Origin of the sequence: Corynebacterium frankenforstense DSM 45800, from assembly GCF_001941485.1 — a bacterium.
Classification (GTDB): Bacteria; Actinomycetota; Actinomycetes; order Mycobacteriales; family Mycobacteriaceae; genus Corynebacterium; species Corynebacterium frankenforstense.
In genome coordinates this window covers 2,581,095-2,604,152 of sequence record NZ_CP009247.1, presented here as the reverse complement: position 1 = coordinate 2,604,152, position 23,058 = coordinate 2,581,095, and the positions used below count along the sequence as shown (strand labels likewise).

General features: G+C 71.8%; 21 protein-coding genes and 1 pseudogene. 12 read left to right on the top strand and 10 right to left on the bottom strand.

Features of this window, described 5'->3' with window-relative positions; all coding sequences use genetic code 11:
* Positions 1-790: 790 nt before the first annotated feature.
* The 8 genes from rpmH to CFRA_RS11305 all read left to right on the top strand — a co-directional run bounded on the left by rpmH (position 791) and on the right by CFRA_RS11305 (position 6,494).
* Positions 791-934, top strand: coding sequence for a 50S ribosomal protein L34 (gene rpmH / locus CFRA_RS11340; protein ID WP_075664750.1), 144 nt, complete (start codon positions 791-793; stop codon positions 932-934).
* A 1-nt stretch (position 935) separates the two neighbouring features.
* Positions 936-1,331, top strand: coding sequence for a ribonuclease P protein component (gene rnpA, locus CFRA_RS11335; RefSeq protein WP_075664749.1), 396 nt, complete (start codon positions 936-938; stop codon positions 1,329-1,331).
* On the top strand, positions 1,324-1,569 hold the full coding sequence (yidD, locus tag CFRA_RS11330; RefSeq protein ID WP_075664748.1) for a membrane protein insertion efficiency factor YidD: 246 nt from the start codon (positions 1,324-1,326) through the stop codon (positions 1,567-1,569). The genes rnpA and yidD overlap by 8 nt, the downstream gene beginning before the upstream one ends.
* Before the next feature lie 6 nt (positions 1,570-1,575).
* A complete protein-coding gene (gene yidC / locus CFRA_RS11325) occupies positions 1,576-2,703 on the top strand; it encodes a membrane protein insertase YidC (RefSeq protein WP_075664747.1) in 1,128 nt (375 codons plus the stop codon).
* Positions 2,704-2,849: 146 nt separating this feature from the next.
* Positions 2,850-3,422 carry a 16S rRNA (guanine(527)-N(7))-methyltransferase RsmG gene (gene rsmG, locus CFRA_RS11320; protein WP_245797776.1) on the top strand — a complete coding sequence of 191 codons (573 nt, stop codon included), beginning with the start codon at positions 2,850-2,852 and terminating at the stop codon, positions 3,420-3,422.
* 237 nt (positions 3,423-3,659) lie between these two features.
* Complete coding sequence (locus CFRA_RS11315; protein WP_075664746.1) at positions 3,660-4,577, top strand: ParA family protein; 918 nt, start codon at positions 3,660-3,662, stop codon at positions 4,575-4,577.
* Positions 4,574-5,866, top strand: a complete 1,293-nt coding sequence (locus CFRA_RS11310) for a ParB/RepB/Spo0J family partition protein (protein ID WP_075664745.1) — start codon at positions 4,574-4,576, stop codon at positions 5,864-5,866. The genes CFRA_RS11315 and CFRA_RS11310 overlap by 4 nt, the downstream gene beginning before the upstream one ends.
* A gap of 4 nt (positions 5,867-5,870) precedes the next feature.
* On the top strand, positions 5,871-6,494 hold the full coding sequence (locus CFRA_RS11305) for a hypothetical protein (protein ID WP_075664744.1): 624 nt from the start codon (positions 5,871-5,873) through the stop codon (positions 6,492-6,494).
* A 149-nt stretch (positions 6,495-6,643) separates the two neighbouring features.
* Here CFRA_RS11305 and CFRA_RS11300 read toward each other — a convergent pair whose 3' ends face one another.
* The 7 genes and pseudogenes from CFRA_RS11300 to CFRA_RS11270 form a co-directional block, all read right to left on the bottom strand.
* The gene (locus CFRA_RS11300; RefSeq protein WP_075664743.1) at positions 6,644-7,837 is read right to left on the bottom strand and encodes an N-acetylmuramoyl-L-alanine amidase; all 1,194 of its coding nucleotides are present in this window, start codon (positions 7,835-7,837) and stop codon (positions 6,644-6,646) included.
* 113 nt (positions 7,838-7,950) lie between these two features.
* A complete protein-coding gene (gene trxA, locus CFRA_RS11295) occupies positions 7,951-8,277 on the bottom strand; it encodes a thioredoxin (RefSeq protein ID WP_075664742.1) in 327 nt (108 codons plus the stop codon).
* Complete coding sequence (trxB, locus tag CFRA_RS11290; RefSeq protein ID WP_075664741.1) at positions 8,274-9,221, bottom strand: thioredoxin-disulfide reductase; 948 nt, start codon at positions 9,219-9,221, stop codon at positions 8,274-8,276. Before trxB ends, trxA begins: the two co-directional genes overlap by 4 nt.
* A gap of 160 nt (positions 9,222-9,381) precedes the next feature.
* Positions 9,382-9,969, bottom strand: coding sequence for a sigma-70 family RNA polymerase sigma factor (locus tag CFRA_RS11285; RefSeq protein ID WP_075664740.1), 588 nt, complete (start codon positions 9,967-9,969; stop codon positions 9,382-9,384).
* Between the two features lie 173 nt (positions 9,970-10,142).
* Positions 10,143-13,577: a murein biosynthesis integral membrane protein MurJ gene (gene murJ / locus CFRA_RS11280; RefSeq protein WP_156888019.1), complete on the bottom strand. Its 3,435-nt coding sequence runs from the start codon at positions 13,575-13,577 to the stop codon at positions 10,143-10,145.
* A gap of 54 nt (positions 13,578-13,631) precedes the next feature.
* On the bottom strand, positions 13,632-16,169 hold the full coding sequence (locus tag CFRA_RS11275; protein ID WP_075664739.1) for a serine/threonine-protein kinase: 2,538 nt from the start codon (positions 16,167-16,169) through the stop codon (positions 13,632-13,634).
* A pseudogene (locus tag CFRA_RS11270) lies at positions 16,166-16,654 on the bottom strand (NUDIX hydrolase); the annotation flags it as partial. The gene CFRA_RS11275 and the pseudogene CFRA_RS11270, both read right to left, overlap by 4 nt.
* A 193-nt stretch (positions 16,655-16,847) precedes the next feature.
* Between CFRA_RS11270 and CFRA_RS11265 the strand changes: the two are divergent.
* From CFRA_RS11265 to CFRA_RS11250, 4 genes are all read left to right on the top strand, one after another.
* The gene (locus tag CFRA_RS11265) at positions 16,848-18,290 is read left to right on the top strand and encodes a CCA tRNA nucleotidyltransferase (RefSeq protein ID WP_075664738.1); all 1,443 of its coding nucleotides are present in this window, start codon (positions 16,848-16,850) and stop codon (positions 18,288-18,290) included.
* 97 nt (positions 18,291-18,387) lie between these two features.
* Entirely contained in the window at positions 18,388-18,993 is a 606-nt protein-coding gene (locus tag CFRA_RS11260) for a YqgE/AlgH family protein (protein WP_075664737.1), read from the top strand.
* 321 nt (positions 18,994-19,314) lie between these two features.
* The gene (locus tag CFRA_RS11255; RefSeq protein WP_075665039.1) at positions 19,315-20,040 is read left to right on the top strand and encodes an AzlC family ABC transporter permease; all 726 of its coding nucleotides are present in this window, start codon (positions 19,315-19,317) and stop codon (positions 20,038-20,040) included.
* Positions 20,040-20,396 (top strand): branched-chain amino acid transporter permease, encoded by a 357-nt coding sequence (locus tag CFRA_RS11250; RefSeq protein ID WP_075665040.1) that lies wholly within the window; start codon positions 20,040-20,042, stop codon positions 20,394-20,396. The genes CFRA_RS11255 and CFRA_RS11250 overlap by 1 nt, the downstream gene beginning before the upstream one ends.
* Before the next feature lie 262 nt (positions 20,397-20,658).
* Here CFRA_RS11250 and CFRA_RS11245 read toward each other — a convergent pair whose 3' ends face one another.
* The 3 genes from CFRA_RS11245 to CFRA_RS11235 form a co-directional block, all read right to left on the bottom strand.
* Positions 20,659-20,970, bottom strand: coding sequence for a hypothetical protein (locus CFRA_RS11245; RefSeq protein ID WP_075664736.1), 312 nt, complete (start codon positions 20,968-20,970; stop codon positions 20,659-20,661).
* Positions 20,971-21,104: 134 nt separating this feature from the next.
* The gene (locus CFRA_RS11240; RefSeq protein ID WP_075664735.1) at positions 21,105-22,100 is read right to left on the bottom strand and encodes a bile acid:sodium symporter family protein; all 996 of its coding nucleotides are present in this window, start codon (positions 22,098-22,100) and stop codon (positions 21,105-21,107) included.
* A 138-nt stretch (positions 22,101-22,238) separates the two neighbouring features.
* Complete coding sequence (locus CFRA_RS11235; protein WP_075664734.1) at positions 22,239-22,610, bottom strand: Rieske (2Fe-2S) protein; 372 nt, start codon at positions 22,608-22,610, stop codon at positions 22,239-22,241.
* Positions 22,611-23,058: the final 448 nt, after the last annotated feature.

Here is a 23,058-nt window from a genome sequence, read left to right as displayed (position 1 = left end):
GCGGTGGCTGAAAATCCCACGGAAATCCCACGGACCCGGGCTCCGGGCCCGTGGGGGCCACCGCGCACCGCCGCGGCGGGGTGCCGCGGCTTCGCGTCTTGCTCATGAACTTGTCATTTCGAGGTCACTCGTTGTGCACCGGGCGCCCCACAGGGCGATCTGTGCGCCGACCTCGTATTCCACACCGTTATCCACAGGTGTGGACAGCGGCGCGGGCCGGAGTTCTCCACAGGCCTCACTCTAGCCTGTGGAGAATGTGGTTCTCCCAAATCAGAGCCATGACCTGCGGTTTCCATCCGGCCCGCGGAAACCCTCAACTCGATGTTGAGAGTTATCCACAGCCCGGTGATTAACCGGCCTGTGGGAATTGTGGGCGATAGCCCCATTGTTCCCCATCGCCCCCGATCACGAGACATCGCCCGCCTGTGGAGTTTCCCGCGGCGCGCCGCCGGGAGCGCGACGCGCCGTGTGGCCTGCCCGCGGGCCGGAGCGGACGGGGAAATTACAAGAAAGGAATTACAGGGGCCCCCGTCTGAGCGGCGCGTTCTCACCGGCGTGTCGATTTGGCCCGGGCCTGCGATCTCCCGTAGTCTGTCATGGTCTGTCGCACCGGCTAACCACGTGCCAGCGGCCCCGGGTCCCCGGGGTCGGAGGTCCCCGGACCGAATGGCCGACGGTTTGTCCCGGTGCGCTCTTACGGAGCCCGGCCGCCTGCGGCGCCGCTCCGGAAGTCATGTACGTGCGGCTCCCCTCCGGGAGGGGCCGGGATGAAAACTTTGAGGAGACCACTGTGAGCAAGGGCAAGCGGACCTTCCAGCCCAACAACCGCCGCCGCGCCAAGAAGCACGGCTTCCGTACCCGCATGCGCACCCGCGCCGGCCGCGCCATCGTCGCCGCCCGTCGCCGTAAGGGCCGCGCGAAGCTGACGGCCTAAGGTGCTGCCCCGGCACCTCAAGCTGACGTCCCCCGCGCAGTTCACGCGGGTGATCCGCGGAGGGACCCGGGCCGGAACCAAGACACTGGTCGCCCACCTGGGCGACCCCGAGACCGGGCCCCGGATCGCCACCCAAGGCGGTCCGCGGTTCGGTCTCGTCGTGTCTAAGGCCGTCGGCGACGCCGTCACCCGCCACCGCACCTCGCGCCGGCTGCGCCACATCTGCCGGCGCCTCGCCGAGGACGGCACCGTCGTCCCCGGTGAGGGTGTGGTCGTCCGCGCGCTGCCGGCCGCCGGCACCGCGGACTCGCAGCGTCTGGAACGCGACCTGCGCAAGGCGGTCGCCAAGGCGCGCGGGCGCGGGCGTCGGCAAGCGGAAGGCACCCACGGTGCCTAGTGTCGCCGCGCGGGCCGTGGCGGCGTCGATACGCTTCTACCAAAAGTACATCTCACCCCTTAAAATGGTGGCGACCTGCCGTTTTCAGCCCAGCTGCAGCGCCTACGCCCTCGAGGCGGTCCAGACCCACGGAGCGGTCAAAGGCACGGCACTCGCGCTCGCCCGGCTGGCCAAGTGCGGCCCCTGGCACCCCGGCGGCATCGACCCGGTCCCACCTCCGACCCCCAAGGAGCCCTGAACCTTCGTGCTCAACTTCATCTACTGGCCGATCTCCGCGGTCCTGTGGTTCTGGCACAAGATCTTCGCCTTCCCCTTCGGCGCGGATTCCGCTGTCTCGTGGATCCTCGCGATCATCTTCCTGACCTTCACCCTGCGCATCCTGCTGTTCAAGCCGATGCTCAACCAGATGCGCTCGAGCCTGAAGATGCAGAAGATGGCCCCGAAGATGCAGGCCATCCGTGAGAAGTACAAGAACGACCAGCAGAAGATGATGGAGGAGACCCGCAAGGTCCAGAAGGAGATGGGGGTCAACCCCGTCGCCGGCTGCCTGCCGGTCCTGGCCCAGATGCCGGTGTTCATCGGCCTGTTCCACGTGCTGCGCTCCTTCAACCGCACCGGTGACCAGGCCGGCGGCCTGGGGCTGAGCCCCGAGGAGAACGCCAACATCCCGAACTACATCTTCGGGGTCGACGAGGTGCAGTCCTTCCTGGGCGCCAAGCTCTTCGGCGTGCCGCTCTCGGCGTACATCTCGATGCCGCAGGACATGTACGCCGCGTTCCCGGACTCCGAGTCCCTGTCGCGCGGGATGATCATCGCCGTCGCCGCGCCGCTGATCGTCATCATTGTGCTGGCCACGCACTTCAACGCCCGCCAGTCCGTCGAGCGCATGAACCGCCGCCGCGAGTCCGGCAAGACCGCCGCGCCGAGCAACGACATGGCCGCGATGCAGACCCAGATGATGTCCAAGATGATGATGTGGGTCATGCCGGGCACCATCCTGTTCACCGGCTTCATCTGGCACATCGGCCTGCTGTTCTACATGGTGGCCAACAACATCTGGACCTTCTTCCAGCAGCGCTACATCTTCGCCAAGGTCGACGCCGAGGAGGAGGCCGAGGAGGCCGCCGCACTGGAGGCCAAGCGCGCCACCGCCCCGAAGCCCGGCCAGAAGCCGAAGCGCAACAAGGGCAAGGGCGCGGCCAAGGCGAACGACGCGGCCGCGAACACCGCCACCAAGACCGACGCCCCCAAGGCCGGAAACGCCGGTAACGCGGGCGCGGCCAGCAAGCCGAAGCCCGGCCAGAAGCCGCAGAACGCCAAGGGCGGCAAGAAGAAGAACAAGAACAAGGGCAAGAAGGGCGGCAAGCGGTGAGCCAGTCCCCCGAGACCGCCGGCGACGCCAGGGGCGCCGCCGCGGACGACGGCACCGACGCCGCCGACACCCTGACCGGTGACCTGGCGCGGGCGGCCGCCCGCGTCTTCGGCGACCGCCTCGATACGGCCCGCGAGTACCACCGGATGCTGGCGACCACCGGCTCCGAGCGCGGCTTCATCGGCCCGCGCGAGGTCCCGCGCCTCTGGTCGCGGCACATCCTCAACTGCGCGGTGGCCGGCGAGGCCATCGAGTCCGGCGCGCGCGTGACCGACGTCGGCTCCGGCGCCGGCCTGCCGGGCATCCCGTTGGCCATCGCCCGGCCCGACCTGAAGATCGTGCTGCTCGAGCCGCTGCTGAAGCGGTCCAACTTCCTTCACGACGTCGTCCGCGAGCTCTCCCTGGACAACGTCACCGTCGCGCGCGGTCGCGCCGAGGAGAAGAACATCCGGCGGGCCCTGCCGGCCGCCGACGTGGTCACCTCCCGCGCCGTGGCCCCGCTGGGCAAGCTGACCCGCTGGTCGCTGCCCCTGGCCAAGCGCGGCGGCGCGATGGTCGCCATGAAGGGCACCAGCGTGGCCGAGGAGCTCGAGCGCGACGCCCGCGAGATCGCCGCCGCCGGCGGAACGGACGCGGAGATCCTCACCGTCGGCGAGGACGTGCTCGCCGAGCCGACGACGCTGATCCGCATCGTCCGCGGCACCGACCGGGTGCACTGAGGCGCAGACGCGCGCCGAAGCCGCGGCGCGCAGGCGCCCGCCCCGGCTCCCGGCAGGCCTGGCCGGTGTCCCCCACCCGCCCGTGAGCGGCGGGCCCGGAGTCACCTCTCGGGCACCCGGCGCGAGCGGATAGAGTGGGGTGGGTAATCCGCGGCCGGCGCCCGGGCAGGGGCACTCCCCTCCAGGCGTCCGCCGCGGCGCGATCGCAGCGAGACGGAAAGGGGCAGATGCACCAGCATGGCCGATGAGCACAGCGCGCCCGAGGCCGCCATCCCGGAGCGCGCCCGCCTGGAGCGCCCGGAGCGCCCCCGGCTGATCACCGTGGCCAACCAGAAGGGCGGGGTGGGCAAGACCACCTCCGCGGTCAACCTGGCCGCCGGCCTGGCCAGCTGCGGGATGAAGGTCCTGGTCATCGACCTCGACCCCCAGGGCAACGCCTCCACCGCGCTCGGTGTCGAGCACCGCGCCGGGACCACCTCCAGCTACGAGCTGCTCATCGGGCAGGCCACCGCGCAGGAGGCCGTCCAGGTCAGCCCGCACCACCCGAACCTGCACTGCATCCCCGCCACCATCGACCTGGCCGGCGCGGAGATCGAGCTGGTCTCGATGGTGCGCCGCGAGTACCGCCTCTACGACCAGCTCAAGGGCGGGGTCCTCGGCGAGCGCGAGTACGACTACGTCTTCATCGACTGCCCGCCGTCGCTGGGACTGCTGACCATCAACGCGATGACCTTCGTCGAGGAGGTCCTCATCCCCATCCAGTGCGAGTACTACGCGCTCGAGGGTGTCGGCCAGCTGCTCAACAACATCTCCATGATCCGCGAGCACCTCAACCCGATGCTGCACATCTCGGCGATCCTGCTGACGATGTACGACGCGCGCACCAAGCTCGCCGAGCAGGTCGCCGCGGAGGTCCGCGAACACTTCGGTGACGTCACCATGCGCACCGTCATCCCGCGCTCCGTGCGCGTCTCCGAGGCCCCCGGCTACGGCATGCCGGTGCTCGCCTACGACCCGTCCTCGCGCGGCGGGATGGCGTACGCGGCGGCGGCCGAGGAGTTCGCAAAGCGCGGTGACTACACCCCCGGCGAGGGCACGGGCCCGATCGGCGTCAGCCCGGCGACCGCCGAACAGCTGAAAGGTAACGAGGAATGACGAAGGCGCAACCGAACCGCCGCGGGGGCCTGGGCCGTGGCCTGGCCGCCCTCATCCCCACCGGCGCGGAGAAGCCGCACCTTTCCGACGCCGCGGCCGACGCCGTGTTGGGCCGCTCCCGCCCGGCGCGTGACCCCCGCGACCCCGACCCGCGGGACGCGGATCCGCGCGACGCGCGCGATCCCCGGGACCCTGACCCGCGCGACGCCGCGGGCGAGTCCGCCACGTCCGCCGAGAACGGCAAGAACGGCAACGACAAAGGCGCCGGGAAGTCCGGCAAGGGCGCGGGCAAGTCCGGCAAGGCCAAGGACGCGGCCAAGAACAAGGACACCGGCAAGGGCGCCGGGAAGGCCGGCAGGGCCAAGAACAAGGACGCCCCGAACGGCCGCGCCCCGCACGCCCCGCACGTGACCCCCGGCCCGGCCACCCCCGGCCTGGACCGGCTGATCGCCGAGGCCGGCGACCGCGACCCCGCCCCGACCACCCAGGACGTCGGCGCGACCTACCAGGAGATCCCGGTCGGCGAGATCTACCCGAACGAGCGCCAGCCGCGCCAGGTCTTCGACGAGGACGATCTGTCCGAGCTGGTCCACTCCATCCGCGAGTTTGGCCTGCTGCAGCCGATCGTCGTGCGCCCGGCCGACCACGGCTTCGAGATCATCATGGGCGAGCGCCGCTGGCGCGCCGCCGGCAAGGCCGGCCTGGGCCGCATCCCGGCGATCGTGCGCGAGTCCGACGACACCTCGATGCTGCGCGACGCGCTGCTGGAGAACATCCACCGCGTCCAGCTCAACCCCCTCGAGGAGGGCGCGGCCTACCAGCAGCTGCTCGAGGAGTTCGACGTCACCCAGGAGGAGCTGGCCCGCCGCCTCGGTCGCTCGCGCCCGACGGTCACCAACACTATCCGGCTGCTCTCGCTGCCGGTGCCCGTGCAGCGCAAGGTCGCCGCGGGCGTGCTCACCGCCGGCCACGCCCGCGCCCTGATGGGCCTGAAGACCGGCGCCGAGGCCCAGGAGGCCCTGGCCGAGCGCGTCGTCGCCGAGGGGCTGTCGGTGCGCGCCACCGAGGAGGCCGTCACCCTGCTCAACCGGGGCGACCAGCCCAAGAAGCGCGCCGCGCGCTCGCAGGTCGAGCAGCCCGAGGCGATGACGCACGCCGCCGAGCGGCTCGCGGACGCCTTCGACACCCGCGTGACGGTCACCATGGGCAAGCGCAAGGGCAAGATGGTCATCGAGTTCGGCGACGAGGCCGACTTCGAGCGGATCATGGCGTTGATCGAGAAGCACTGAGGCGATGATCCCCCGGCTGGCCCCCGTCGCGCAGGAGACGCTGACCTCGGTGCACCCGCAGGCGGCGCGCAGCGTGTTCTGGGAGCTCGGGGATCTCGACGCCGGTGACCCGCTGCTCGAGAAAGAGGCGTGGCTGACCACGGTCCTGCTCACCTTCGGCACCTGCGGGTTCAACCTCGACGCCGGCTCCGGCCTGCGCGGCCGGGCCCGCGCGACCGTGCTCTTCTGCCCGCCCGCCGACGCCGCCGGCTGCGCGCGCATGCCCAGCGGCCCCGTCAGCGCCGACGCGCTGGTGCTGACCAGCCTCTTCGTCGACCCCGACCTCACCGTCGGCGCGAGCCACGTGCTTGTCGACGCCGCGCTGGCCGAGCTGACCGCGCGCCGCACCCGTGTCGTGGAGGCCTTCGGCTACCGCGACGGCGTGGAGTGCTCGACGCTGCCCGGCTCGCTGGTCGGCCTGGTCGCCGACCCGCAGGCCGTGGGTCTTTTGCCCGCCGAACTGCTCGCCGCGACCGGCTTCGAGGTCGTCGCAGAGCACCCCGTCTTCCCGCGCTTCCGCCTCGAGCTGCCGCCGCCCAACGGGCTGCTCTCCGCCGCCGAGGCCGAGGAACTGCTCGCCCCGGCCTAGCACTCCGACCTAGCGCCCGCGGCGCGTGCAACGAGCGCCCGCGGCGCGTGCAACGAGCGCCCGCGGCGCGCGCAGCGCGCCGCACACGCGCAGGAGCCGACGCCCGTGCGCGCACGGGGCGCGACGGGACGTCGGCAATTGATGGGGGTCTAGCTGCTGCGCTTCTCGTCGCGGAGCAGCTCCGCGAAGCGGTAGGTGCCCGTGCGCTGGGTGTCGTTGTCCAGCAGGTAGAGGCGCTTGACGGCGACCACGACGGCCTCGGCGATCGCGTCGCGCTTGGCCGGGTCGGTGATGATGGCGACGTCGCCCGGGTTGGTCAGGTAGCCGGCGACGACCTCGACGGTGGGCATCCGCGTCAGGCGCAGCACCTCCCAGGTGCGGCCGTGGTTGCCGCAGTTGGTCAGCTGCGTGCGCGCGACGATCTCGCGCTGGATGTAGCCGGAGAGCGTCTCACCGGTCAGGGAGTTCGCGCCGATCTCGGAGCCGAAGTAGAAGGTGGCCACGCCGGCGGCCTTCTCGTTGGGGTAGCTGTCGCAGGCCAGCGAGATCATCAGGTCCGCGTCCATCGCGTTGGCCATGTCCGCGCGCGCCTTCGCCGGCGGGTCGTCCTGGCGGGTGCGCGACAGCGTGGCCTCCATGCCGGCCGCCGTCATCCGGTCGCGGATGCGCTCGGCGAGGTCCCAGAGGATCTCCTCCTCGGTGATCCGCCCGTAGTGGCCGTCGACGGTCTGCCCCTGGCGGCCGTTGCCCAGCGCCGGGTCGATGACCACGCGCTTGCCGGCCAGGCGGGGACCCGCCTGGCGGACGTGCTCGCGCTCGCGGATCGCCTGGGCGGAGCCGCCCGTGATGCGCCGGCCCAGCAGGCTCAGCGCACGGGCGGTCTCGGGGCCGAACTCGCCGTCGGCGTCGATGCCGGAGTTGAGCTGGTAGGTGCGCAGCGCGTGGGCGGTGTCCGGGCCGAAGTGTCCGTCGATGCGGTCGGAGTAGAAACCGAGCTCCTGCAGCTGCTTCTGCAGCTGGGCGACGTCGTCGCCGAGCACGGGCTCGGTGTCGTTGAAGCGCAGCACGCGCTCGCCCAGCGTGTAGGAGGCGCCGCGCAGCTCGCGCAGCGTCATCTCGTCGATGCGGCCCGTGGGCATGATGCCGCGGGTCTGCTGGAAGGCCTTGATCTGCTGGGCGAGGTCCGCGTCGAAGTAGGTGTCCTCGTCGGAGTACTGGCGTGAGGACGCCGAGGTGTCCGGGATGTCACCGGCGTACCCGCTCAGCAGGCCCAGACGGGCCAGCGTCATCCTCGCCTCGGCCACACGCGGGCTACGGTCGCCGACTCGGAGAACGTCGGTCACGGCACTCCTTCCCAGACGTCGCACGTCTGTTACCCGGGCGTCGGGGCGCCCGGTCATCGGGCGCGGTCGGCCCGCCTTCCAGGCGCCGGGGCGCCTGTCCTAAAGATTAGCAGCTACAGAATCTTTTCCACGCGCCGGAGGATCTCGCCGGCCGGGCGTGCCCCGGTGAACTCGTCGACCTGCCTGCCGCCCGAGTAGATGACCACCGTGGGGATCGAGAGGACCTGGAACATGGCCGCCAGGCCACGCTCCGAGTCGACGTCGACGGAGACGACGCGGGCGCGCTCACCGAGCTTGTCGGCGACCTTCTCGAGCTCCGGGCGCAGCGCCTTGCACGGCCCGCACCACTCGGCCCAGAAGTCCACGAGCACCGGCACGTCCGACTCGACGACCTCCTTGCGGAAGGTCGCCTGGGTGACCGGGGTGACCGCGGCGCTCACGCCTCAGCCTCCGCACCGAGACCCAGGGTCTCGATGTAGGCCTGCGCGTCGAGCGCGGCGCGGCAGCCGGAGCCGGCCGCGGTGACGGCCTGCTGGTAGTGGTCGTCGACCAGGTCGCCGGCGGCGAAGACGCCGGGCACCGAGGTGCGCGTCGAGGGCTCCTCGACCTTGACGTAGCCGGCCGGGTTCAGCTCGACCTGGCCGTCGAGGAACTTCGAGCGCGGGTCGTGGCCGATGGCGACGAACAGCGCGGTGGCGTCCAGCTCGCTCTTCTCGCCGGTGACGGTGTCGGTCAGCTCGAGGCCGGAGACCTTGCCGTCGGCCTCGTGGATGGTCGAGACGGTCTTGTTGACCAGGAAGTCGATCTTGTCGTTCTGGCGGGCGCGCTCGAGCATGATCGGCGAGGCGCGGAACTCCTCGCGGCGGTGGATCACGGTGACGGACTCGCCGAAGCGGGTGAGGAAGTTGGCCTCCTCCATCGCGGAGTCGCCGCCGCCGACCACGGCGATCTTGTGGCCCTTGAAGAAGAAGCCGTCGCAGGTCGCGCAGGTGGACACGCCGCGGCCGGAGAGCTCCTCCTCGCCGGGGATGCCCAGGTGACGCGGGGCCGCACCGGTGGCCAGGATGACCGCGCGGGCGCGGACCTCCTCGTCGCCGACGTGCAGGACCTTCTCCTCCCCGTCGAGCTCGACGGAGTCGACCAGCTCCTGGCGCAGGTCGGCGCCGAAGCGCTCGGCCTGGCTGCGCATGGTCATCATCAGGTCGGGGCCCATGATGCCGTTCTCGAACCCGGGGTAGTTCTCCACCTCGGTGGTGTTCATCAGCGAGCCGCCGAACTCGAAGCCTTCGAAGACCACCGGTTTCAGCTCCGCGCGCGCGGCGTAGAGCGCGGCGGTGTATCCGGCGGGGCCGGAACCGATGATCGCGAGGTCGTGAACGGTCATTGATGTCTCCTTGATGGACGCGTCTGTGCCGAGGAGCCATCCTACCGTGCACCCCCGGAGACCCGTGCTTGACGACGTCGCGCGCGGCGCCGTCGGCGCGCACGTGCGGGTTGCGGCTCGTGCCGCAGCCTGCGCTGCGGCACCGTGGGCGCGCGGCGCCTCAGGCGACGAGCTGGCCGGGGCGCGCGGCGGTGGAGTCGTCGCGGGCCAGCGCGGGGTCGAGCACCTCGCGCAGGCGCTCGCGGGCCCGCCAGGCCCGCGACTTCACCGTGCCCGGGGCGACGCCCAGCAACGCGGCGGCGTCCGCGACGCTGTAGCCCGCGACGTCGACAAGCACGACGGCCGCGGCCTGGCCGGGTGTCACCTCCTTGAGCGCGCGGCGCACGGCCATGCGCAGCTCGGCGCGGTGCATCGGGTCGTGGCGCATGCCCAGGCGGCGGTGCGCGTCCTCGTCGAGAACGGGCGTCTCGACGCGGTTGCGGGCCCGCCCGATGTGGTCGAGCGCGGAGTTGGCCACGAGCCGGTGCAGCCAGGTGCTCAGGCGGGCCTCGGCGCGGAAGCCGTCCAACCCCTGGCTGGCGCGCAGGTAGGCGTCCTGGAGGATGTCCTGGACGTCCTCCTCGCGGCGGGCGTAGCGCCGCGCGACGGCCTGCATGCGGCGGTGGTGTCGGTTGAGTATCTCGGCGAAGGCCCCCTTCTCGCCGGCGCGGTACGAGCGCACGAGTTGCACGTCGGTGTGCTGGTCCATGTGTGATTCCCCCCGGAATGTTTGTTACGCCGACAGTAAACCGCGCCCCGGCCGCCCGCGCCCGGCGGGCCCGCCCAGTGTGGTGGTCACGGCGTCCCGGGCACGGCGAAGGCCCGGCCCCCGTCGGGGAGCCGGGCCTGGGCGGTGCGGTGCGGGCCGTGGGGTCGCGCGGACTAGCCGCGCTGGCCGACCACGCGGACCTCGCTGACGGTGACGTCGCCGTCGAACCAGATGCGCACCCCGGAGCTCGGGGCGGCCTCGGCCAGCTCGATGACGTTGCGGCCCGAGGCCAGCTCGCCCGCGGCCAGCTGCTCGCCGGCGCCCTCCCGCGCGGCGTCGGGACCCTCGGCGGCCTGCGAGCCGGCGGCGTCACCGCCGGAGCCGGGGCCGCCGGTCGCGCCCGCGGCGTCCTCGGCGACCTGCTCGATGCGGTAGCCGACGCCCGCGTCGCCCTGGGTGACCACGACGGTCTGCACCGGCACGGCGGCCTGGAGGGTCAGCTCCAGGCCCTCGCCGCGGCCCAGCGTGACCGAGGTCGAGGTGTCGCCGTCGACGGCCGCGTGCGCGTCGCCGCCGTCGGGAAGGGTCTCGGCGGACTCGAGGGACTGCACCAGCGGCAGCGGGTCCGGGCCCCGGGTCTGCGAGGTGCCCGGGCGGCTGACGGGGGCGTCGCCCTCGCCGTCGCCGAGCACGCCGGCCAGGTAGGTCGCCGCCACGGCGATGCCCACCACGGCGCCGAAGACGAGCACGGCCAGCACGCCGGTGCCCTTGCGCGTCAGGCCGCGCTCGCCGAAGCCGGGGCGCTGCTCGACGGTCGGGGCCTCGTCGGTGTGCACCTCGAGCTCGGCGGGCTCCTCGTCGGTCTCGCCGAGGCCGGCGCGGCGCAGCCGCTGACCCAGCTCGATCGGGTCGGTCTCGCCCTCGTGGGCGGCCTGCAGGACGCCGACGACGTCCTCGGGGGCGCTGTCGGTGTCGACGAGCAGGCCGAGCGCGGAGGCGACCGCGGAGGAGTCCTCCTCGCGGGAGGCGTCGGCGAGCACCGCCGGGAAGGCCAGCACGGCCTGGCCGGAGGTGTTGATGCGGATGCGCGACCAGTTGTCCAGGCCCAGCGGGGTACCGGCCTCGTGGGCGCGGCCGACGGCGTCGGCGAGCGGGCTGAGCGCGTAGGCGGCGGCGCGCGGGTCGGCGCCGCCCTCCTCGGCGACGGTCTTCAGCGGCGAGCCCTCGACCCAGTCGGCGACGATCAGACAGCCGTTGCGGTAGGCGGAGACCGTCACGTTCGGCGCGATCGACGGGTGGTTCAGCCCGGCGAGCTTGCGGGTGCGGCGGGTGACCTCGGCGGCCGCGCCCGCGGCGGCGGCCGGGGTGGCCGGCGCCAGCGGCGACATGCCGGAGGTGTCGACGAAGACGAGCGCGACGCGGCGGCCCGTGGCGCGCTCCTTGGCCTCCCAGAAGCGGGCGCCGGTGGCGGAGCCGTGCTCGGCGAGCAGGCGGTAGCGGCCCGTGTCCACCGAGGCGCCGGGCACCAGGCGGGGTCCGCGGACCACGCCGGCGGACATCGGCGGCGGCACCGGGGTGGCCGCGAAGGAGTCGGAGACGAGGTACTGCTCGGAGATCTCGCGCACGGTCGGCTCGCCGACCTCGAGGCCGCGCTCCTCGTCGACGCGGATCAGGCGGCGCAGGCCCGGCACGCGCTGGACCAGGGCGCCGAGGTTCTGCACCTCGGGCAGCCTGGAGAAGCTGAGCACGACGCCCGTGGCGACGAGGAAGATGACGCCGACGACGCCGAGGCGCAGCAGCTGGCCGATGCTGCCGAGTGCGGCGAGCAGCGGCGCGGCGACCACGTCGATGAGCCAGCCGGTCAGCAGCGCCGCGGCCACGCCGACGATCGAGGAGGCCAGCGCCCACACGGAGGTGCGCAGCACGGAGCCGGTGCCCAGGGGGCCGAGCTTGCGGCGCAGCAGGAACCAGCCGATGAAGGCGCCGGCGATGAAGCCGAAGCCGTTGGCGGCGCCGAGGAGGATGACCACGCGGTGCGGCGAGGAGGCGACCATCGGCGCGCCCACGGAGAGCACGACCTTGGTGGCGGTGATGCCGGCGATGATCCACGTTGGCGTCCACGCCTCCTCGCGGGCGTAGAAGACGCGCAGGTGCAGCAGCACGGTGGCGTACGGGATCAGCGTGAAGGCGGAGAAGCTCAGCGTCAGGCCGAGCAGCTCGGAGGCCTCGCGCTCGAAGGCGCCGTAGTGGAACAGCGCGATGCCGATGTCCCGGCCGAAGGCGGTGAAGAAGAGGACCACCGGGATCAGGGCGATGAAGGTCAGCTTCGTCGCCAGCGTCAGGTCGCGGACCACGCCCTTGTCGTCGCCGTCGGCGGCGTTGCGCGAGAGCCGGGGCATCAGGGCGGTCAGCAGGGTCACGCCGATGATGCCGTAGGGCACCTGCAGCAGCAGCCAGTGCTGCTGGTAGATGTTCGGCGCGGCGGCCGAGGAGGCCGACGCGATATTGGTCGTGATCACCCAGCCGGCCTGGGAGATGGCCACGTAGACGATGATGGCCATGGCCATCCCACCGAAGGCCTTGAGGCGCTCGTCGATGCCCCACAGGGGGCGCAGGTCGACGCCGGCGCGCTTGAGCGGCGGGATGAGGATGAGCATCTGCACCACCACGCCGGCGGTGGTGCCCAGGCCCAGCAGCAGCACGTGCGGGTCCGTGATCGGGCTCGGCGCGTTCGGGTCCAGCCCGCCGGGCAGGAAGCGGTAGAGCAGCAGCACGGTGATGGACACGACGTTGTTGGCCACCGGGGCCCACGCGCCGGGCCGGAAGACGCCCTTGGTGTTGAGCACGGCCATGAACAGGGAGAACAGCCCGTAGAAGAGGATCTGCGGGAGCACCAGGAAGGCGAAGGACGTCGACTGGGTGACGTTGACCTCGCCGTCGCTGCCCAGGGTCAGCCGTGTGAGCAGCGGCGCCCCGACCACGGCGAGGACCGTGACCACCCCCAGCAGGGAGAACGCCAGGGTGAACAGGCGGCGCACGAAGGCGCTGCCGTGGTCGGCGTCCTCTTTCTCGGCGCGCACGAGCACGGGCACCACCAGCGAGGTCAGCACCGCGCCGAGGACGATCTCGGTGATCAGGTTCGGCAGCGTGTTGGCCGTGTTGAACGCCGAGGAGATCGCGGGGCCCAGCGAGGCGCCGATGAGCACGTTGCGCAGGAACCCGGTGATGCGCGAGAAGAGCGTGGCCACCGCCATCGAACCGGTCGAGCGCACGACGTCGGCGTCGGAGGTGCCCTCGCGGCCGTCGTCGGAGCCGCCGGCGGCGGAGCTGCCGGAGCCGGCCGCGCCGGAGCTCGCTGAAGCGGAGCCGGCGCCGGAGCTCCCGGCACCCGAGGTGTCACCCGGGCCCCGCTCCCCCGCCGGGGCGTCGGCCTCGGCGACGGGGCTGCCCGGCGCGGCGGTCAGCCGCGAGCGGTCCTCGGTCGGCTCGTCCGGGGTCTCCGAGGCGGTGGTCGCCGCCGAGCTCGGCTCCGGCACGGGGGCGGGCGGGGCGGCGGCGCGGAAGCGGCCGCGCAGCCCGGGTCCGTTGGGACTGTCAGAGGGGTTCACAAAACCCCATTGTGTCCGCCGGGGGACCCGAACGGAAACTGCCACGCGCCCGGGTTATCGCCCGGAGCGCTTTAATTTCCGACGTCGCGCCTGCGCGCCCGTGGCGCGCACCCGGCGGCGGTGCCGCCGCCCGGCGCGGAAGAGGGCGGCCAGTGCGAGGCCGCCGACGAGGGTGACCCCGGCGACGGTGGCGCCGATCAGGCGTGCGCGGGTCTGCACGGTGATGTCGACGCGGTTGGAGATCGCCGCGCCGTCCGGGGTGGACAGCCACAGCTCGAGGTCGGTGCGCCGGTCGTTGTCCGGGATGTCCGCGGTCATCGACACCGTCAGGGAGCCGCGCGCCGGGATGCGCACCTCGTCGGGCGTGTTGAGGGTGGCCTCGCCCTCGGCGACGTAGTCGATGCGGGTGCGCGTGGGCAGCGGCAGGCCGTTGCGCGCGACGATGATCAGCGGCGAGGACTCCGAGGAGCGGGTGTAGACGTTGCCCGGGGGCATCAGCTCGACCGAGGAGCGCAGGTCCTGCAGCATCACCCGGTTGCCGCCGAGGCGCCCGGCGGTGGCGTCGACGGCGGCGTCGAAGCCGGCCACCGAGCGGCGCCGCGCCACCGTCAGCGCGGTGAGGATGTCGCGGCGCAGCGGGGCGGTGAAGCCGTAGCGCGTCAGGGCGATCGAGGGGTCGTTGGCCATGATGCGCGTCAGGTCGTCGGTGTAGGTCGCCTGCTGGGTCGCGCGCAGCACCTCGGCGTCGGAGTAGACGCCCGGGTCGGTGAACGGCGCGCCGAAGCCCTCCCCTGCGTCGGCCCCCGTGGCCGCGGCGGCCTCGGAGGCGGCGGCGAGGTCCGCGCCGTCGGCGCGGTCGACGGTCAGGTAGTCGGAGAGGGTGACGGTACCGCCGGCGGCGGCCACCGCGGCGTCGAGAATCGCGGCCGCGGACTCGCCGTCGGCGTGGCCGGGGACGGTGACCAGCACGGGGTCCTCACCGCGCAGGGCGAGGTCGACGGCGCCGGCGGCGGTGGTCTCGCGGGCCACGGGCGAGTCGAGGCGGTAGTCCAGCCGGGTCTCCGGGTTGGCGTAGCCGGCGGTGACCGGCTGCTCGCCGACGGTGGCCAGGGTCGCCGTCAGCGAGCCCTGGTGGGTCACGGCGCGGATGCCGGGGGCCAGCTCGGCGAAGTGGCCGGCGCGTGGGGCGGACCAGACGGTGTTGTCGGCGACGAGCACGGAGACGGTCTCGTCCGGCGGGCCCGGCACCCCGGAGCCGGCGGCGGGCAGGCCGGGGTCGTCGAGGGTGGAGCGCCCGGAGGCGTCCGAGCGCGGGGCGTCCGAGGCCTCCCAGGCCGGCTCGATGGCCGCCGCCGAGCCCTCGCCGGTGTCCGCCCAGGCCAGGGCGGGGGCGGTCGCGGGCTCGACGTAGCCGGCGCCGGGGAGCACGACGTCCTCGAGCGGCTCGGCGCCGAGCACGGAGCGCAGGGTGTCCGGGCCGCGCTGGAGGGCCTCGCGCATCAGCCAGGGGTCCCCGGTGCGCGCCACGGCGTCGAGGTCGGTGTCGGCCCAGGGCATCGCGACGGTGCAGCCCTGAGCGAGCGCGCGCAGGCGCTCGAGGAAGGCGGCGGCGTCGTCTGCGCCGCGGCCGGGCTCGCCTGTGGAGTCGTCGTCGAGCGACCAGGAGTCGCGCAGCCGGCGCTGCTGGGTGGCCTGGGAGCGGCGCGTCTCGGCCACGGTGTAGCCCTGGGTCATGCGCTCGGCGGCGTCGACGAGCGCGGGGTCGATGGCCAGGCAGAGCCCGTCGCCGAGGGTCTCGTGGCGGGCCTCCACGGCGCTGAGCAGGCCGTCGAGGCGCCCGCCCGGGGCCATGGCGTCGGCCAGGGACTCGTCGCGCAGGATCAGCGGCGCGGCCTCCGGGGCCTCGCCGGTCTCGCCGGGGACGGTGTCCACCTGGGCGGTGACGCGGACCAGGACGGTGGCGGGCGCGCGCTCGTCGTCAATCTCCCCGTCGGCGGCGGAGTCGGTGGTGCCGGCGCCCGCGCCGGTGCCCCCGCCCGCGCTCGCACCGGACTCCCCCGTCGGGCCCGCGGCGTCGCCGACGGCGACGAGCATGCGCTCGCTGGTCACCTCGGTGCCGGCGCGCACCTCGACGGCGACGGGGTAGACGCCGGAGGCGGTGCCGGGCAGGTCGACGGTGACCTCGCGGGTCTCCCCCGGGCCCAGGTCGGCGGCCGGTTCGGCGGGCCCGGCGGGCGCGTAGGCCGAGCGGTCCTGGACCAGCGCGGTGCGCGCCTCGGCGACGTCGCCGACCGCACCCGCGCGCAGCGGGGTGAGGCTGACCGGGCCGAGCTCGTGGTCGGTGGCGTTGCGCAGCTTCACGGTGATCTCGGCGTCCTCGCCGGCGGCCACGGACCGCGGGGCGGAGACGGTGTCCACGAAGAGGTCGGTCTCGCGCTCGTCGGCACGCACCGCCGGGTTGACCCACGTCTCGCGCGACTCCGGCGCGGACGGGGACATGGGGAACCCCTGCCCGGCCGCCGGCGCGGCCGAGGTCACGGCCAGGGGCAGCGCGACCAGGGCCGGGACGGCGAGTGCGGCCAGGCGCCTCATCGCGGCGTGTACCTCTCCTCCTTGAGCGCCAGCTCGGGCAGGAGGTCGTGGGCGCGGCGGGCGAGCTTGCGCTCGTCGGCGTACGCCAGGCGCTCGATGAGGCGGTCGGCGGGCACCCAGGTCACCTCGGTGACCTCGGGGTCCTCGTCGTTGAGGTAGCCGTCGACGAAGCGCAGCAGGTGGTGGTGGACGGTCTTGTGGATGCGCACGCCCTCGGAGACGAACCAGTAGTCGATCACGCCGAGGTCCGCGAAGACCTCGCCGTGGATGCCCGTCTCCTCCCAGACCTCGCGCTCGGCGGTCTCGTGCGGGCCCTCGCCGGGCTCGACGTGGCCCTTGGGCATCGACCACAGCAGGCGCCCGCGGCGGTCCAGCCGGCCGATCAGCGCGACGTAGATGCGCGAGAGGTCGACCTCGCCGTCGTGGACGGCCTCGCGCAGACCGGACACGACGAGGCCGCCGGCGGAGGTCTCGTCGCGCGTGGGCATCGGGGGGCGCTGCGGTTGGCGCCGCCGCCGCTTGTCCGACTGCTGGGGGCGCGGCCGACGCCTGCGCCGGCGCCGACGCCCGCCGTGGCGCTGGTCGTCGTTGGTACTCATCATCTGTAGATCGTATCCTGCAGGGGTGACTTCCCAGGACTCACCCGCCGCCAATCCCCTGCCCGCCGGTTCGGCGGCGATGCTCGCCCGCGCGGAGGCGACGGTTCTGGGACTGAAGGACGTGCTCGGGCCGCTGGTGGCGGACTTCGCCGCCCGCGGCGAGTCGCTCTACCTCGTCGGCGGGCCCGTGCGCGACGCGCTGCTCGGCCGGCTCGGCCACGACCTGGACTTCACCACCTCGGCGCGCCCCGAGGTCATCCAGGAGATCCTCGCCGCGCACTCCTCGGCCGTGTGGGACACCGGCATCGAGTTCGGCACCGTCTCCGCGCAAATCGCCCACCAGCAGGTGGAGATCACCACCTTCCGCGCGGACACCTACGACGGTGTCAGCCGCAACCCCGAGGTGCGCTTCGGCGACAGCCTCGACGCCGACCTCGTGCGCCGCGACTTCACCGTCAACGCCATGGCCGTGGAGTTGCTTGACGACGCCGCGTCGGGTTTCTCCTGCCGGTTCCATGACCCGTTGGGCGGGTTCCAGGCGCTGGTGGACGGCGTGCTGGACACCCCGGACGCGCCCGAGCGCTCCTTCGACGACGACCCGCTGCGCATGCTGCGCGCGGCGCGCTTCGTCTCCCAGCTGGAGTTCCGGGTGGCCGACCGCGTGGTCGCCGCGATGACGGAGATGGCCGGGCAGATCAAGCGCATCACCGTCGAGCGCGTGCGCGCCGAGCTGGACAAGTTCATGGAAGGCCGCGCGCCCTGGCTGGGCTGGGACCTGCTGGTGGCCACGGGGCTGGCGGACCTGGTGCTGCCCGAGGTGCCGGGGCTGCGCATGACCCCGGACGAGCACCTGCAGCACAAGGACGTCTACGCCCACTCGATGACGGTGCTGCGCCAGGCGATGGACCAGGAGGAGGACGGCCCGGACCTGGTGCTGCGCTGGGCGGCGCTGCTGCACGACTGCGGCAAGCCGGCCACGCGGGCGGCCAAGCCGGGCGGCGGGGTCAGCTTCCACCACCACGAGGTGGTGGGCGCGAAGCTGGTGCGCCGCCGCATGCGCGCGCTGAAGTACTCCAAGCAGATGGTCTCCGACGTCAGCCAGCTCGTCTACCTGCACATGCGCTTCCACGGCTTCGCCGACGGCGAGTGGACGGACTCGGCGGTGCGCCGCTACGTCACCGACGCCGGTGACCTGCTGCCCCGCCTGCACAAGCTGGTGCGCGCCGACTGCACCACCCGCAACCGCCGCAAAGCGGCGCGTCTGCAGGCCAACTACGATCGGCTGCAGGACCGGATCGAGGAGATCCGCCAGCGCGAGGACCTGGCCAAGGTGCGCCCGGACCTCGACGGCAACGAGATCATGGCCGTGCTGGGCATCGGCCCGGGCCCGCAGGTGGGCAAGGCGTGGTCCTTCCTCAAGGAGCTGCGGCTCGAGGAGGGGCCGCTGGAGCACGACGACGCGGTCGCGCGGCTGAAGGACTGGTGGGCCGGTCAGGACGACGCCTCGGGCGCGGACGCCTGAGCGGTCTGACCCGGCCGGCCCGTCCGATCTGTCTGGTTTGTCCGGTCTGTCTGATCTGCCCGCGACGGGCATGAGCGAGCGAAGGGAGCTGCAAGCGGTGGAGGACTTCTACTCCGACCGGCTGTTCAACGCGCTGGAGCGCACGGAGCCGGAGGCTGGCATGCTGCTGGTCGCCGCGCCCGGCATGCCCTCCCCCGAGTTCGCCCGCTCGGTGGTGCTGGTGGTCCAGCACACCGAGTTCATCACCTTCGGCGTGAACCTGGTGCAGCGCAGTGACGTCGCGATCGCCAACGTGCTGCCCGAGTGGGTCACCGCAGCGGTGAAGCCGCAGGTGATCTACCTGGGCGGGCCGGTGCAGCCGCAGTCCGTGGTCGGTCTGGGCGTGACGCGCCCGGGTGTGGACATCGGGGCGAACCCGCGGCTGACGCGGCTGGCCAACCGGCTGGTGCACCTGGACCTGCGCGGCGAGCCCGAGGAGATGGTCGAGGACCTGACGGGGCTCAGGCTGTTCGCCGGCTTCGCCGAGTGGGCGCCGGGTCAGCTGCAGGAGGAGATCGAGCGCGGCGACTGGTACGTCACCCCGGCGCTTCCCGGCGACGTGATCGCCCCGCCGCGCGCGGACCTGTGGTCCGAGGTGATGCGCCGTCAGCCGATGCCGCTGCCGCTCTTCTCCACCTTCCCGACGGATCTGGTGGACAACTAGGTTCGCGGGCCCGGGGGCGCGGGGCTGGGGCGCCTCCGGTTTCGGGGCTCCGGAGGTTGGGGTCCCTCCGGTTTTTGGGGCTCGGGCGTCTGGGGGCTCGGGCGTCTGGGGGCTCGGGTGTTTGGGGACTCGCGTGTCCGGTGGCTTCGGCGATTGTCGCGGGACCCGGTGCGCCCTGAATCTAAGCGCTCGTCGAACTGAACCGAGCGGTACACTGTCACGCACGCCTGTGCCGGATCCCGTCTGTCGGTGGTGCGTGCGGGGGCGTGACTCCCCGTCCGCGGTCGACGGGGTGTGCCGAGGACGGAAGGGATGGTGAGCATGCCGAGCGGCGTTTCACGTGAAACACTCTCGGAGATCAAGGGTGGCGTCAAGGAGACATGGGCGGTGGGCCTGGGGCTCATCCCGCTGGGACTCGCCTTCGGGCTGCTGATGGTCCAGTCCGGTTACGCGTGGTGGTGGACCCCGATCTTCTCCACCGTCATCTACGCCGGCTCCATGGAGTTCCTGGCGATCAATCTCGTCGCCACGGGCATCGGCCCCGGCTCTGCGGCGCTGACCGGGTTCATGGTGAACTTCCGGCACATCTTCTACGGGCTGACCTATCCGCGCGACCAGATCGACTCCGCGGTGGGCCGGGCCTACTCCACCTATGCCCTGACGGATGAGAGCTACGCGATCGTGTCCGCGCGCCCGCCGGGGCACATCACGGGTACCCGGGTGCTGACGATCCAGATCGTCTGCCAGCTCCTGTGGGTCATCCCCGGCATCATCGGCGCGCTCGCCGGCGAGGTGATCCCGGACAACATCACGGGCATGGAGTTCGCGTTGACGGCTCTCTTCGTGGTGCTGGCCTGGGAATCCTTCGCGAACAACCGGGACTGGTCGCTGCCCCTGACGGCGGTCGGACTCGGCGTTCTGGGCGCGGTGCTGGTCCCCGGCCAGATGCTCGTCCTGGCGCTGGTGGCCTACTTTGTTCTGCTGATCCTGCGCTACCGCATCCCGCGGCTGGACGACGCGCTCAAGCTGAAGGTGGGTGAGGCGTGATGCTCGACTTCCACGTCGCCGGCCTGCCGGCGGACATCACCCTCGGCATGGTGCTCGCCGTCCTCATCCCGGTCGGCATCGTCACGGTGCTCATCCGCCAGGCCCCCTACTCCGCCCGGAAGCTGCTGAAGAACAACTACTTCGTCGGCACGCTCGCGTTGACCATGCCGGTGGGCGTGATGGTCATCCTCGTCGTCTACACGCTCATCGGGCAGACCGAGGCGCCCGGAGGTCTGCTGGCGAGCGGCATCGCTCTCGCAGTGACCGTCGGGCTGCACGCCTGGCGCCGCGATTCGGGGCTGTCGATCCTCGGCGGCACGGCGACCTACATGATCCTGGTGAACCTCGTGTTCTGAGTTTGGTGGCTTGCCGGTCCTCGGGCTCCCGGGGTTCAGGCTCTCTTCGTCCTGTGCCGGAGGGTCGAAAGCGGGCCAGTGTTTCACGTGAAACACTGGCCCGCTTTCCTTGTGCGGAGGGATCTCGGGACTGCTGTGCGGCGGGAACTCGGGACTGCTGCATGGCGGACGCCCCGGTACCGTCGCGGGGCCGGTACCCGGAAGGTCCTTTGCGGCGGGTCCCCGGGTCGGCGCGTTCCCCACCACCGTGGAGCGCCGGTGCTCAGTTCAGGCCGGGGAGAATGGCGGCGGCCTCAGCCCAGAGCGCCTCGAACTCGTTGGCGTCCAGACGGGTCGCCTTCAGATCCGGATAGTCGGAGTAGGTGTCCGGGTGCGGGACAGTGCTTCCCGGGACGGCGACCTCGCCGTGCGGTGTGCCCTCGACCCACGCGCCGGTGACCGCGAACTCCGCGGTCTGCTGGACGAGGCGGACCATCCGGGCCGTCTTTGAGTCGATCTCCTCGACCTCGGCGGTGTGCACCATCGGCTCGGCGCCGGGCACGGACAGTTCGGTTCGCACGTAGATCTTGCTCATGGGTCCCGAGACTACCGCGTCCGAACCGGGTTCACGTGGGTGGCCTGTGACCACTCCCCCGCCCGCAGAAAGGGAGCGCCGGCCCGACAACCGAGGGTGTCAGGCCGGCGCTCCGGTGCGAACTTCGACGGGTCTCAGGCGGTCGCCTTCTCGGTGCCGCCTTCGGCGGTGTTGTCACGTGCGTAGCGGGCGGCGAGCCAGGAACACATCATGAGCTGAACCTGGTGGAAGATCATCAGAGGGAGGATGAGCAGGCCCAGTCCCCCGCCGGTGAAGATGACCGAGGCCATCGGCAGGCCGGAGGCGAGCGACTTCTTGGTGCCGCAGAACTCGATGGCGATGGTGTCCTTGCGGTTGAATCCCATCTTCTGCGGCACGAAGCGGGTCAGCCACAGCATGAAGGCCACGAGCACGACCGAGAAGATCACGAGGAACAGGACCTCCCACACCCCGGTGGTGCTCCAGATGTTCTCGACCATGCCCTTCGAGAACGCCGCGTAGACGACCATGGCGATCGAGCCCCGGTCGACGATCTTGGTGCCCTTGTTGGCGGCGAAGTCCTTCACCCAACGCCTCGAGAGCTGACCGAGGATGAACGGCAGCAGCAGCTGCAGGGCGATGTCGCGGAAGACGGTCGCGTCGATGTGGATGCCGCCCTCACCGCCGGTCATGAGCAGAAGCACAAGAACCGGGGTCAGGAACACGCCGGCGAGGTTGCTGGCCGAGGCGGCGACGATCGATCCGGCGACGTTGCCCCTGGCGATCGACGTGAAAGCCACCGACGACTGCACCGTGGAGGGCACCAGCGTGAGGAAGAGGATCCCCATGTAGAGGTCATGGGAGATGAAGGAGGTGAGCGGCCGGAGAGCCACACCTATGATCGGGAAGACGACGAAGGTGAAGCACAGGATCACCAGGTGCAGCTTCCAAGCCTTCACTCCCTCGAGGGCCTCGCGCGGCGAGAGGCGGGCACCGTAGAGGAAGAAGAGCAGTGCGATGCCGATCTTGGTCGCGACGTCGAAGGCGTCGGCGAAGGCACCGCGGGCCGGCAGGATGATCGCGATGATGACGGCCAGGATGATCAGGACGATCAGCGGGTCCGTGCGTTTGAGACGGTCGAGAAGATTCACTCCCCCATGGTAAGACGCGGGTCACGTTTCACGTGGAACCTTCGCGTCGCGGATGGGGTGTGGAGTCTTTGGGCAGGGTGCCGAACGGTCCGACGCCCCGGAGAAGGCGTCTGCGTGCCGGAGGGCACCCCTTCTGGGCTAGTCGGTGACTGCGAGGGTGTCGCCGTTCTCCGAGATCTGAGCCTCGGTCAGCGGGTCGCGGGCCGGCCCGTTGAGGACCGCACCGTCGGAGATGCTGAACATCGAACCGTGGCCCGGGCAGCGGACCTTGTCGCCCTGGACCTCGTCGATGTGCTGGTTGGCGTGCGGGCACAAGGTGGAGTAGGCCTTGTACTCCCCCGCGGTCGGCTGGGCGATGATGAAGTCGCCGACGATGACGGCGCTGCCCACCGGGACGTCGGCGGCGGGGACCTCCTCGGGCTCCTTGGAACCACAGGCGGCGAGGAAGGCGCCGGCGAAGGTGGTCGCGGAACCGAGGAGGAAGAGGCGACGGGAACACGTGTGAGTCATGATTCCAGTATGCCCGCGCGGACGTGGAATGGAAAACGTCTGTGACAAAATAGGTATGTGTGTGCAGTAAATATTGAAACGTCACTGTGACAGAGTACGGCGTGGTTCCGCCTAGGCTCGATATGGTGACAAGCTCCGAATATTGAATAGCTCAATCGTTGGCGAATCCTGTATACGGAACTGAAGTCGGGCTTCCGTGTCCGCCGCGTCGCGATCGAGGCCCAGACGCTCCGAACCCGCGGCAGGAAGGCGACCGTCATTCTTCCGAGGTGAAGTTCGCGTTCTGCGCTGTCCCGTCGAGCCCCTTCGGGCCCCCGGGTGGGTCGCGTGCTCTCGGCCGCGAGGTGAGTCGAGTGCCCTTCGAGCCCCCGGGGTGAACCGTGCGTGACAGTCCCCGTCCACGAGCCGTGCCTTGCGGTCCGCTCTGGCCGAGTCAGTGCGAGCCTAC

Bases quoted from the DNA above. Each gene is read 5' to 3' on its own strand.
- CFRA_RS11235 (WP_075664734.1), bottom strand. From the start codon at position 22,610: ATGACTCACACGTGTTCCCGTCGCCTCTTCCTCCTCGGTTCCGCGACC.
- trxB (WP_075664741.1), bottom strand. From the start codon at position 9,221: ATGACCGTTCACGACCTCGCGATCATCGGTTCCGGCCCCGCCGGATAC.
- rsmG (WP_245797776.1), top strand. From the start codon at position 2,850: ATGCTGGCGACCACCGGCTCCGAGCGCGGCTTCATCGGCCCGCGCGAG.
- CFRA_RS11275 (WP_075664739.1), bottom strand. From the start codon at position 16,169: ATGAGGCGCCTGGCCGCACTCGCCGTCCCGGCCCTGGTCGCGCTGCCC.
- CFRA_RS11305 (WP_075664744.1), top strand. From the start codon at position 5,871: ATGATCCCCCGGCTGGCCCCCGTCGCGCAGGAGACGCTGACCTCGGTG.
- CFRA_RS11255 (WP_075665039.1), top strand. From the start codon at position 19,315: ATGCCGAGCGGCGTTTCACGTGAAACACTCTCGGAGATCAAGGGTGGC.
- CFRA_RS11265 (WP_075664738.1), top strand. From the start codon at position 16,848: ATGCTCGCCCGCGCGGAGGCGACGGTTCTGGGACTGAAGGACGTGCTC.
- CFRA_RS11250 (WP_075665040.1), top strand. From the start codon at position 20,040: ATGCTCGACTTCCACGTCGCCGGCCTGCCGGCGGACATCACCCTCGGC.
- CFRA_RS11245 (WP_075664736.1), bottom strand. From the start codon at position 20,970: ATGAGCAAGATCTACGTGCGAACCGAACTGTCCGTGCCCGGCGCCGAG.
- CFRA_RS11315 (WP_075664746.1), top strand. From the start codon at position 3,660: ATGGCCGATGAGCACAGCGCGCCCGAGGCCGCCATCCCGGAGCGCGCC.
- CFRA_RS11285 (WP_075664740.1), bottom strand. From the start codon at position 9,969: ATGGACCAGCACACCGACGTGCAACTCGTGCGCTCGTACCGCGCCGGC.
- CFRA_RS11310 (WP_075664745.1), top strand. From the start codon at position 4,574: ATGACGAAGGCGCAACCGAACCGCCGCGGGGGCCTGGGCCGTGGCCTG.